Source organism: Acinetobacter sp. CY73, from assembly GCF_059515865.1.
In genome coordinates this window covers 1-10,746 of the sequence record NZ_JCAKMZ010000050.1, presented here as the reverse complement: position 1 = coordinate 10,746, position 10,746 = coordinate 1, and the positions used below count along the sequence as shown (strand labels likewise).

Genomic DNA, 10,746 nt, shown 5'->3' with positions numbered 1-10,746 from the left:
TATATTGCCCAACTAATTTCTGGTTTAATTCAGTCGGTTCAAGCATATAAATACATTTGTCATAGGTCAGGGTTAGATTCTTGGTGACCTTACGCGGTTCCTGCCAGGTAAAAATATCATCCAGTTCAAGATCAGATTCGGTTAAGGGCCGATGTAAATTCTTTGAGTTTCTCGCACATTTGGCGAACCTCTGATTGAAATGCTCAATAAAGCAGGGTAGCCATGCATTGGCTTCAGCAATCGAACCGATGCCTTCTAGGCGCATCTCCTTGATCAAACGGTCCTGAAGGGTTCTATTCGCTCGTTCTACGCGGCCTTTGGCCTGTGGTGAGTTGGCGAAGATAATATCAATGTTTAACTCGTTCAGAATCCGCCCAAATTGCGTGATCTTGCTGTCTTGGCTCGATTTCTGATTGACTCGGAATACCGAGTGTTTATCGCTATAAAAGGCCAAGGGCTTCCCATATTGCTCAATGTAGGCTCGGGTTGAAAGCATGTAATCAAAGGTCGTTTCCGCTTCACAAAAGCGCAGATGCAACAGCTTTCCAGTGGCATCATCGATATAAACCAGCAAGCAGCATTTGGCGGCTCGGCCTTCAAACCAGTCATGATATGAGCCATCAATCTGAATCAGCTCACCCAAGCAATCCCGGTTATAGCGTGGCTGATATGGGCGTTTTAGACGTTTGGATCGCGGAATCCAGAGCTCATTTGCAGTCATCCAGCGCCGAAGCGTTTCTACAGGGATATTCAGGTCAAACATGCTGCTGAGCTTCTCATGCGCCAAGGTGGGTCCAAATCCGAGCAGATGTTCAGAAATAATGGAAAGGCACTTTGATTTTAATAACTCATCATGGCGATGATGACCCGGGTGACCACGACTGGCATGCGCCAGACCTGAAACACCGTCTTGATGGAGCTTCTGCAATAACCGGGTAATTTGACGAGTGGAAAGATTCAGGATTTCAGCAGCACGGACTTGGGTAATACGATGATCTCGAACCTCTTGCAGAACTGCAAGACGTTGAATTTCTTTATCAGACATAGTGATCAGCATCTATATTTTATATCCAGTCCATGATGATAAAAACCATCATAAACTAGACATTTTTATTGGTGAGAATATAGACAATTTAAATGGGTTCTAACAAGAGCATTTCGCATAAGGTGTATTATGTTAATTTTAGCGGAACTTAAATTACTTTTTGAGAATTAGGCTGTTATGGGAACTGTAAAACTCAAATCTTCTGATGAAATTTTTCAACTAAAAATTAGTCTTCTAGGCAGTGAACCTGAAATTTGGAGAACTATTCAAATTTCATCTGATGCTACGTTGTCTCGGCTTCATAAAGCTATTCAATCTGCTTTTGATTGGGAAGATAGCCATTTGCATGAGTTCACTACTATTAAGCATGAAAAGATTAATAAAAGACAAAAATTGAAAGATGTTTTACGTGTAGGTAAAAAAATTATATATACATATGATTTTGGCGATTGCTGGGAACACTTGATTAGTGTAGAGAGTAGACAATCCCCTGATTTAAATAAAAAATATCCATTGTGCATAGATGGTCAAAATCATGCTCCATTTGAAGATATTGGAGGAATTTTTGGATATCTTGATATTTTAGATGCATTACAAGATCCCAAACATCCAAGATATGACGATTACATGCAAATTATCGAGGATGAAATAGGAGAAATAGAGTTTGATCCAACCTACTTTAATTCACAGAATATTAAGTTTTAAACCTCATTTAACATAATGGGCATTATGCGAAACGCAATAAAAATAATTATTTTTTTTCAAATACTTAGAAATTTTTACCCACCCCAAAAAACACCAAAAAGCCGACTTGGAAACATGTTGGCTCTTTTTTGAGCAAATCTGGCATATTCTGCCAATAAAAATGATTAAAAAACGATCAACTCAGGGCTTTTCCTCGTATCTATTGGCATCGGATCCCTAATTTCATCCACAAAAAATGTGGATATTTTTTAATCTATGTAAGCCATCTCTTACACCTCCTGGCGTGCATCTCCTCTAGCCCCATCTGCAGCGTTTTCTTATCATGGGTATATAGAGAGCAGGATGCTCCAGACAATAAAAATAACCCCACTGAGAAGGATCTAAATGTACGACAGGAGTCTAGCCTTACAATATAAAGACCCCATACGAAAAAGCCCGACAGGATGTCGGGCTTTTTTATTACTTATATTTTCGATTAAACCAAAGCATAGAAATCAAATATGGGGGAATAAAAAGCATCAGGTATATCAAGGCCATTGTTCCTGCTGTAATAATTCCAAATGAATCTTGACTATACATAAAATTGGAAACTAGGCAGATCAGAGTACTAATTACACCCCCTAAAAAAATGACTTCAAGTTTTTTTAAACCAAATTTTAAAAAAATATATGGATAGATAGCTCCCACAAAAACAGGAAAAGCAAAGTACACTTCTATAGGAATCAAACCATTTCGAGATTCTGTAACAAAATAAAAAAATGTCATTGGACATAAAATTAGTATTAAGATTATGAAGATTGTGGAGATCATAAATAGCTCAAATTTTTATTATTTTTAATAAAGATACTGGATTTAAAAGATAAGTCAAAACAAGCTTCAGATAAGAGATTTTATGTTAAATAAGACTATTAAGATCAGTTATAATTATCTAATAAGTGATTAAAAATAATAAGGTAATTTATGTCTACATGGGTGTGGGTGCTTATTTATTTGGCAGTTAGCTTAATGTTCAAATGGATTATTTCATGGGGGGAGCTGATTATATTAAAGGCTGGAAGAGTATCTTTTTCTTAGATATGGAATCAAGCTCATGGAATGAAGAACAGCTTAGAGCTATGGCTTTGTTTCTATGGATAGCATTTACCATTCTTTTTATTATAGGTTTAATTTACCCCGAATGTAGATTCTATAAGCTTAAAAATAGTTTGTAAAAAACGGAGCTTAATCTCCGTTTTTTATGGATGATTTTTTAAATCATTCAGCATTGCATCACGTAAAATCTTATTCATACGTGTCTGATAGCCTTTGCCTTGTGCTTTTAGCCATTGCATAACATCTGCATCAATGCGTACTGTAGTCACTTGTTTAGTTGGCTTATAAAACGGATTTTGGACAGCATTTTTCCAAAAGCTTTCATCAAGTTCAGGAATGTCCGAAAAGTCTATTTCACTGTCTGGGCGTTTAGACAGGGCTTCGAGTCTTGCCTTTTGTTCTTCAGACAAAACAGGAGGCTTATTCAAATCCATTTTGTAGGTAACGATTTTGCTCATATTGTTTCCTCTCTTTTTTCTCTGCCTGTCGTGCTGAAATAATACGGATATGATCAATCCCATTATGATCTTGTACAGTATGAGCCACTAATAAAACTGTCTGGCCGTGTACGAGACCTATCGCTTGCCAACGATATTCACCATTTTCAAAGCGATCCTGTTTGAAGACGGCATAAGCATCATAAAAAACCAATGTTGCATCGTCAAAAGCTACACCATGTTTTTTGAGGTTTGTATCTGCTTTATGCTCATCCCATGAAAACTCAATTTCCATAGTTGCATCGCTTTTTTGTTAATATAAATATGTTAATACAAAATTGTAAATTTTGCAAAGTTCTTCCATTTTTTATTGGCAAAAGCTTACAGAATCGAACATAAAAAAGCCGACTTGTTTCCAAGTCGGCTTTTTGCGGTTTTTGTGATGAGGATGAATTTTTAAGTTATTGATAATTATGTTAATATACAAGTGTACTTCGTATGATATCCATTATGTTAAATGAAAGGGTTTTAATCGTATCTTAGCAATTCGACAAAATACGATTCCAGAACATAGCCCACAAATTGTGGTTAGAATGATTTGTAAAAATTCAATTTTTGTAGTGGAATCACCATTGAGTATTCTCATATAGATAGAGAAGGCAGGAAAGGCTATTAGAGAACACCATAAACACAAATAGATTCCATATAGAGAATTTATTCTACTGAGCAAAATAGCCATAGGTAATACCAGTACAAAATTTATGATACAGGTAAAAGGAAAAGCAAATATCATAACGATTAGGAGAAACCCTAATATCTGAATAAAATCCAACAGATGAAATTCTTCTATCCATATAAAGTTTGCTAAAAGCATTATTAAAAAAGGCAAAGGAGCTGCAAGAGAAGAAATTAATGTAGCTTTTATTGGATTTTTAATATCATTCTTTTTCATAAGCTGTATCTATAATTTAGAGGAAAATAGGTTTTAAACCGTTCTAGCGTATTAAGAAGTTTAAGTTTTTCTAAAATTATCATAATGCACGTTATACGAAATGCCCTTAATGTGGGTATTCTTACTCCTACACCAGAACCAATTTTTTAAATTAAATTTAGTCATGACCAAATTTTTAAAGAAGATTGCAAATGCTTTATATTGGGATTGGTCAGACATACTTAGGAGAATTTAGTCATGACTAAAAATTCGAAAGACATTGTTGATCAATTCTTGTTAGAACATCTCAATCTATCCCCCTCATTAGATGAACGCTTTAATGAGCTAAACAGCGATGAACTGCATGAATTGGCGCAACATGCAATTGGACTCCGAATCGCTTTACGTACATCAGGTAAAATTCAAGATGATCATAGGGGAGCCCTTTCAGAGGAACTCCAAAAGCTATTTCAGCTCAATGATGTCCAAATTAAAGAAAAGATTATCTTTCATTCGGAACAACTGAAAACAGAACAATAAGCCTCTATTCCCACCTCTTTTTATTCTGTTCAAGCAATAAAAATACATGACGCACATGGGCTTTTACAAACTCGTGTACACGCCCAATAAAATCACGATCATATGCTTTAAAATGCCCTTGATTCATCGCTTTAGTGATCTGATTGAGATTTCGACCTATTGCCAGTAACCGACTATTCGATTCACCCAGTTTTAGAATTTGGTCATGACCAAAAAATTGAGCATTCTTTGCGACATTAGCAGTCAACACAGAAATAATATATTGATTGGGCTTCATCCCAATCAAATCAGCACGATGATCAATTTTTTGTTTCAGACTTGGCTTGATTCTTAACTCTGTACGAGTTGTTTTTTCAAAAACATCAACTGATTCTTCAATTTTTTCATAATCCGCAACTCTATCCTTAATCATATTCTCAATGAGAACTTCAGGATCAACCTGTTCAAGCTGTGCCAAACGCTGAATTTTTTCAACCAAATCAACATTAAGATTTAAAGAAAAATCTTGCCCTGAAAATTCAGAATCATTTTCCTTTTGATAAGCCAACTCCAACGCTTTTTGAAAAGGCTCACCCTTTTTTACACCCTGCTTTTCGCATCGTTTTTCCCACCATTCAAGAACAGAAGGATTCACTCGAAAGAAGATTTTATTATCTTTAGTCATGACCAAATTCCATCAGCAAATCTATATTTATTTTTTGCCATCAATTTAACACATGGGTGACAAAATTATAAATTTAACGGCTGTTGCCTATCCTGCCCTAGAAAAAGTAGCTATTCCTCACTCCGTATTTTTTAGTCATGACCAAATACAAACAAGCATAACGAGGAAATCAAAGTGTCTAATTTGAGTTTCTCCAAGAGAAACGAGTAAGCGTGCATTCCGATCTGCTGATCAGAAATGAAAATCAAAAAATATAAAAAGAACCCTCCAGGTCTAAAACAGAATCAAAGGATTTTTGATATCACTCTAAACCTGCCTAAAATCGCTTCTAAGCGCTTTTTTTCAAAAAACAGGGAAATCTATGTCAATAGGGCTAAAAAGCCCAGCAAACGCAAAATAGGCCTATTTAGAATAAGAAATGAAACTAGGCTCAAAAATATCTGTCAGACCCACAATGTTTAGAGAGCTATTTTCAATATCAGACTGATATTGAAAAAAACCGACCGAGTGTCTACGAGGGATTGAGCCTTATAAAAATTTTGCACAGCCCTTTCTCTGATTACAGGCTTCCTATTGATATATCACTGTTCTATTAGAGCATCCCGAATGGGTGCGAACTAACCTAACTTGCTGCTGGACGAGCGTAGCGAGCATAAAAAATAATGAGCGAAGCGAATTCCGAGTGCTTTGTGTTTTTGCTTTTAAGAATTCACAACGAGATGAACCTAAAAATTGCCCCATCGAACTGAGCGAAAGCGAAGTTCAATAGAGTTTGAGCGAAGCGAAAACATAGGGCAATTTTGAAAGAAAAAGGCTTTTAATATATTTTAAAGTTTTTAAATACTTTTAAGTAAGCTGTAATCCTTGATTTATAAGACTTTCAAGACTAATAAGACTACAATTTCTTTGTCATAAGACTACAATTTCTTTGTCATAAGACTACAATTTCTTTGCATTTGATTACATCAAATGCTAATGTAGTCTTAATAACACTTATAACCTATGCAGTCTTATGAAAAATGACTTAGTAGTAAAAGATAATGCCTTAATTAATGCTAGTTATAATCTCGAAGTGACCGAGCAACGGCTTATCCTTTTATCCATAATAAGAGCAAGAGAAACTGGTCAAGGAATCTCTTCCGACAGTAAATTGGAAATACATGCTTCTGATTATGCCTCTCGCTTTAATGTCACTAAAGAAGCTGCATATAACGCTCTAAAAAATGCAGTTAATAATCTTTTTGAAAGGAAGTTCTCTTTTAAAGAAATTCATAAAGATACAAACAAAGAAATTGTAGTCAAATCTCGTTGGGTTAGCCGAATTGCATATATTGATCACCTTGCTACATTAGAAGTTACATTTGCACCAGATGTTGTTCCTCTAATTACAAGATTGGAAAAGCACTTCACGAGCTATCAACTTAAACAAGTTGCACAATTAACTAGCAAATATGCTATCCGTCTATATGAGTTTTTAATTGCGTGGAGAGACGTAAGAAAAACACCTATTATCTCTCTATCTGAGTTCAGAGAAAAATTAGGACTAGAGGTTAATGAATATCAAAAAATGGTTAATTTTAAAAGCCGTGTTCTGGAACCCGCGATAAAGCAAATCAACGAGTTAACTGATATAAATGTAAAATATGAACAGTACAAAAATGGAAGATCTATCTCAGGTTTATCATTCACGTTTAATCACAAAAAAAGTGATTCAAGACCCTCAGAAAGAGATCCAAACACGTTAAATCTCCTTGCCAAAATGACTGATGCACAACGTCACATGTTTGCAAATAAGCTTTCAGAATTACCCGAAATGGGGCAGTACTCCCATGGAACTGAAAGCTATCCGCAATTTGCTATTCGTATTGCTGAGATGCTACAAGACCCTGATCGAATAAAAGAACTGTATCCATACCTAAAAAAAGTGGGATATATGCCATCAAATAAAAAGGACTTCGTAAATGGCTAAGTTATCACTAAGTGAAGTATCTAAAAAATTTCATGTAGATAGATCAACCATTTACAGAGCTGTACGTAATGGACGTTTATCACGCTCCAGTGATGGACAATTCGATGTAGCAGAGGTCATTCGATGCTTTGGAGAGCCAGAGCAAACACCTCAAAAAATTGAATCATCTAAGCAAGAAGGTGATGAATCTACAAAAAAACTTATTGCCCATTTAGAAAATGAAGTCAGAAAATACCAAGAACGTGAAGAACGGTTAATGCAACAAATTGACCGTATGCAAACACTGATTGAGCTGAAAAGTGTTGCACCTGCCACAGCAGCACCACAACAAAATGCTACGGCATGCGACATCGATATGCCACAGCGTGCAACAAATCAACAAAACGATGATAATAAAAAGAATGATCAACTAAATATTGCAGAAAATGTGGCAGTGCCACAGCAAGAAACTACGGCATATCATAACCAAACACTACAGCATGCCACGTTGCAAAATGTGGCAGTGCCACAACATAAAAAACGTGGCTTATTTGGCCGTGTGCTGCATGCCGTTTTCGATAATAATTGACCAATAAGAGAGAAAGATCATATCGAAACTGAAAGACATCACACTGAGTATTGTAGTGGTCCCGATCATGCTGATTGCATAGTGCCAGGATAAAAAGGCGCTTTAAAAAGAACTCGAAGGACGCCAAAAAGGAAAAGACCAAGCATCCTGATTATTCAACTGAGTTAATTAAAAGTGTGAAACATTGATCAAAGAATAGGCGTGGAACGTGAGAAATCAACAAAAAAGCCCAAACACACATGTTTGGGCTTTTTTCTATGCATTAAGACTATGATTTATATGGAATAAAAAAGAGCATTTCGCATAAGGTGTATTATGTTAATTTCAGAAAAAATTAATTTTCTAATTAGAGTTGTAACCAAATTTCCTCGTTAATAATGTATCTTTCCACCAGCTTTCTCTATCCAATATAACTTTATCGTCTGTTGTCGATTTAAAAATATCCAATATCGAATATCTAAAATTACTTTCAATGTGTTCCTGCGAAAGCTGCTTTAGTTGAACATTACCACCATGTCTACTTTTAACATAACTTTGCCATCTATTGAGCAACATATTCTCAGCGTATGCAGAACCAACATACTTTTTCCCATTCGAAATATCAGTGATTAAATACACTGCTTTTTGATTTTGTAATGCAGTCTTCCACGACTCTTTATCAATTACTCGTGTTAATTCTTGCCATGAGACATTCATACTTTCATATCCAGGGAAAAGATCATTATCAAAAACATCAGGCAATATTTGATGAATTTCACAATCATTAATGATCGTTAGAGCATTCCGTATTAGTGTCTGTGATGAATTTTTATACTTAACAATAATGCGTCCAAAATACTTACGATATTGTTCTAAAACTTCAAACTCATAGCCAACATCATTGAACTTATTCAAATCCTTTGTAATTTTTCCAACATGAATCAATAACCATAAATCTTCATTTGGTTTTATTCTGATTAGCCCAACAGTTGTTTGACCATCTTTATATGATTTTTTGGAGCTATAGTTCCAATAATGCCCCCTCAGAATCTCATCCATATTCCCATCTTTAAATACTTCTATTGGATTCCAATTTCCACCAAACATAACATTCAGTCTAATTTTTACATTATCTAAGTTTTTGATTTGCAGAATATCATTTAACATGACTTTATGCTTTGTATTCACTAATGTAGCTAATTTTTCTAATGCGACTAAAACTAATCCTGAACGTAAATTATGAGAGAGAGTGCCCTCTATAAACCGTTCACTACGAATAACCGAAGTTAAAAAAGCTAGGATTTTATTTTGATCAAAATTAGCGATTACGTCTTCACTTATCTCTGCGTATTTTGATAAAACTTCTTGATAATTGAAAACCATCTTATCTTTCATTGCTTCAATGAAACGACTTTCAATTTTTTCTATAGGAAGGCTCTGATCTAACTTTAACTCTTTTAAATCACTTATTAATTGCAATAAAGATGTATATGTATTCATGATTTTTCTTTCAATGTAACTAATTTTTTAATAATTTATAATAAAAACAATAATATATCAGTTTAATTAATAGCCAAAACTTACATGTACGTCAGAATATGTCGTTATTCATAAGATGGATTACATTTTCCCCATTTAACATAATGGCGGTTATACGAAGTCGACTTGTTAGAACCCATTTAAATTGTCTATATTCTCACCAATAAAAATGTCTAGTTTATGATGGTTTTTATCATCATGGACTGGATATAAAATATAGATGCTGATCACTATGTCTGATAAAGAAATTCAACGTCTTGCAGTTCTGCAAGAGGTTCGAGATCATCGTATTACCCAAGTCCGTGCTGCTGAAATCCTGAATCTTTCCACTCGTCAAATTACCCGGTTATTGCAGAAGCTCCATCAAGACGGTGTTTCAGGTCTGGCGCATGCCAGTCGTGGTCACCCGGGTCATCATCGCCATGATGAGTTATTAAAATCAAAGTGCCTTTCCATTATTTCTGAACATCTGCTCGGATTTGGACCCACCTTGGCGCATGAGAAGCTCAGCAGCATGTTTGACCTGAATATCCCTGTAGAAACGCTTCGGCGCTGGATGACTGCAAATGAGCTCTGGATTCCGCGATCCAAACGTCTAAAACGCCCATATCAGCCACGCTATAACCGGGATTGCTTGGGTGAGCTGATTCAGATTGATGGCTCATATCATGACTGGTTTGAAGGCCGAGCCGCCAAATGCTGCTTGCTGGTTTATATCGATGATGCCACTGGAAAGCTGTTGCATCTGCGCTTTTGTGAAGCGGAAACGACCTTTGATTACATGCTTTCAACCCGAGCCTACATTGAGCAATATGGGAAGCCCTTGGCCTTTTATAGCGATAAACACTCGGTATTCCGAGTCAATCAGAAATCGAGCCAAGACAGCAAGATCACGCAATTTGGGCGGATTCTGAACGAGTTAAACATTGATATTATCTTCGCCAACTCACCACAGGCCAAAGGCCGCGTAGAACGAGCGAATAGAACCCTTCAGGACCGTTTGATCAAGGAGATGCGCCTAGAAGGCATCGGTTCGATTGCTGAAGCCAATGCATGGCTACCCTGCTTTATTGAGCATTTCAATCAGAGGTTCGCCAAATGTGCGAGAAACTCAAAGAATTTACATCGGCCCTTAACCGAATCTGATCTTGAACTGGATGATATTTTTACCTGGCAGGAACCGCGTAAGGTCACCAAGAATCTAACCCTGACCTATGACAAATGTATTTATATGCTTGAACCGACTGAATTAAACCAGAAATTAGTTGGGCAATATA

At 36.0% G+C, this 10,746-nt stretch carries 12 protein-coding genes and 1 pseudogene; 6 read left to right on the top strand and 7 right to left on the bottom strand.

From position 1 onward, the window contains the following. Window positions 1-1,057: ISNCY family transposase (locus AC5YD2_RS15625; RefSeq protein ID WP_496124815.1), on the bottom strand; the 1,057-nt coding region annotated here is incomplete at its 3' end. A 165-nt stretch (window positions 1,058-1,222) separates the two neighbouring features. Between AC5YD2_RS15625 and AC5YD2_RS15620 the strand changes: the two genes are divergently transcribed. Beyond that, the gene (locus AC5YD2_RS15620) at window positions 1,223-1,750 is read left to right on the top strand and encodes a plasmid pRiA4b ORF-3 family protein (protein ID WP_496127197.1); all 528 of its coding nucleotides are present in this window, start codon (window positions 1,223-1,225) and stop codon (window positions 1,748-1,750) included. A 1,025-nt stretch (window positions 1,751-2,775) separates the two neighbouring features. Beyond that, entirely contained in the window at window positions 2,776-2,961 is a 186-nt protein-coding gene (locus AC5YD2_RS15615; protein WP_496127196.1) for a hypothetical protein, read from the top strand. Between the two features lie 24 nt (window positions 2,962-2,985). On the opposite strand, the gene AC5YD2_RS15610 is transcribed toward AC5YD2_RS15615, so the two are convergent. From AC5YD2_RS15610 to AC5YD2_RS15600, 3 genes are all read right to left on the bottom strand, one after another. Beyond that, a complete protein-coding gene (locus AC5YD2_RS15610) occupies window positions 2,986-3,300 on the bottom strand; it encodes a BrnA antitoxin family protein (RefSeq protein ID WP_496127195.1) in 315 nt (104 codons plus the stop codon). After that, the gene (locus AC5YD2_RS15605) at window positions 3,263-3,574 is read right to left on the bottom strand and encodes a BrnT family toxin (protein WP_496127194.1); all 312 of its coding nucleotides are present in this window, start codon (window positions 3,572-3,574) and stop codon (window positions 3,263-3,265) included. The genes AC5YD2_RS15610 and AC5YD2_RS15605 overlap by 38 nt, the downstream gene beginning before the upstream one ends. A 213-nt stretch (window positions 3,575-3,787) precedes the next feature. Further along, the gene (locus AC5YD2_RS15600; protein WP_496127193.1) at window positions 3,788-4,231 is read right to left on the bottom strand and encodes a hypothetical protein; all 444 of its coding nucleotides are present in this window, start codon (window positions 4,229-4,231) and stop codon (window positions 3,788-3,790) included. A 237-nt stretch (window positions 4,232-4,468) separates the two neighbouring features. Between AC5YD2_RS15600 and AC5YD2_RS15595 the strand changes: the two genes are divergently transcribed. Beyond that, the gene (locus AC5YD2_RS15595; protein ID WP_496127192.1) at window positions 4,469-4,750 is read left to right on the top strand and encodes a hypothetical protein; all 282 of its coding nucleotides are present in this window, start codon (window positions 4,469-4,471) and stop codon (window positions 4,748-4,750) included. Window positions 4,751-4,754: 4 nt separating this feature from the next. On the opposite strand, the gene AC5YD2_RS15590 is transcribed toward AC5YD2_RS15595, so the two are convergent. Next, entirely contained in the window at window positions 4,755-5,414 is a 660-nt protein-coding gene (locus tag AC5YD2_RS15590; RefSeq protein ID WP_496127191.1) for a mobilization protein MobC, read from the bottom strand. Between the two features lie 1,012 nt (window positions 5,415-6,426). Between AC5YD2_RS15590 and repM the strand changes: the two genes are divergently transcribed. Both repM and AC5YD2_RS15580 read left to right on the top strand, forming a co-directional pair. Further along, window positions 6,427-7,383 (top strand): replication initiation protein RepM, encoded by a 957-nt coding sequence (repM, locus tag AC5YD2_RS15585; protein ID WP_496127190.1) that lies wholly within the window; start codon window positions 6,427-6,429, stop codon window positions 7,381-7,383. Then, window positions 7,376-7,951, top strand: coding sequence for a plasmid replication DNA-binding protein (locus tag AC5YD2_RS15580; RefSeq protein WP_496127189.1), 576 nt, complete (start codon window positions 7,376-7,378; stop codon window positions 7,949-7,951). The genes repM and AC5YD2_RS15580 overlap by 8 nt, the downstream gene beginning before the upstream one ends. A gap of 342 nt (window positions 7,952-8,293) precedes the next feature. On the opposite strand, the gene AC5YD2_RS15575 is transcribed toward AC5YD2_RS15580, so the two are convergent. Both AC5YD2_RS15575 and AC5YD2_RS15570 read right to left on the bottom strand, forming a co-directional pair. Then, window positions 8,294-9,097 carry a GIY-YIG nuclease family protein gene (locus AC5YD2_RS15575; RefSeq protein ID WP_496127198.1) on the bottom strand — a complete coding sequence of 268 codons (804 nt, stop codon included), beginning with the start codon at window positions 9,095-9,097 and terminating at the stop codon, window positions 8,294-8,296. A 27-nt stretch (window positions 9,098-9,124) separates the two neighbouring features. Next, window positions 9,125-9,313: pseudogene (locus AC5YD2_RS15570) on the bottom strand (DUF6508 domain-containing protein); the annotation flags it as partial. A gap of 376 nt (window positions 9,314-9,689) precedes the next feature. Between AC5YD2_RS15570 and AC5YD2_RS15565 the strand changes: the two are divergent. Next, the coding region (locus AC5YD2_RS15565; RefSeq protein WP_496124815.1) for an ISNCY family transposase at window positions 9,690-10,746 on the top strand (1,057 nt) is incomplete at its 3' end.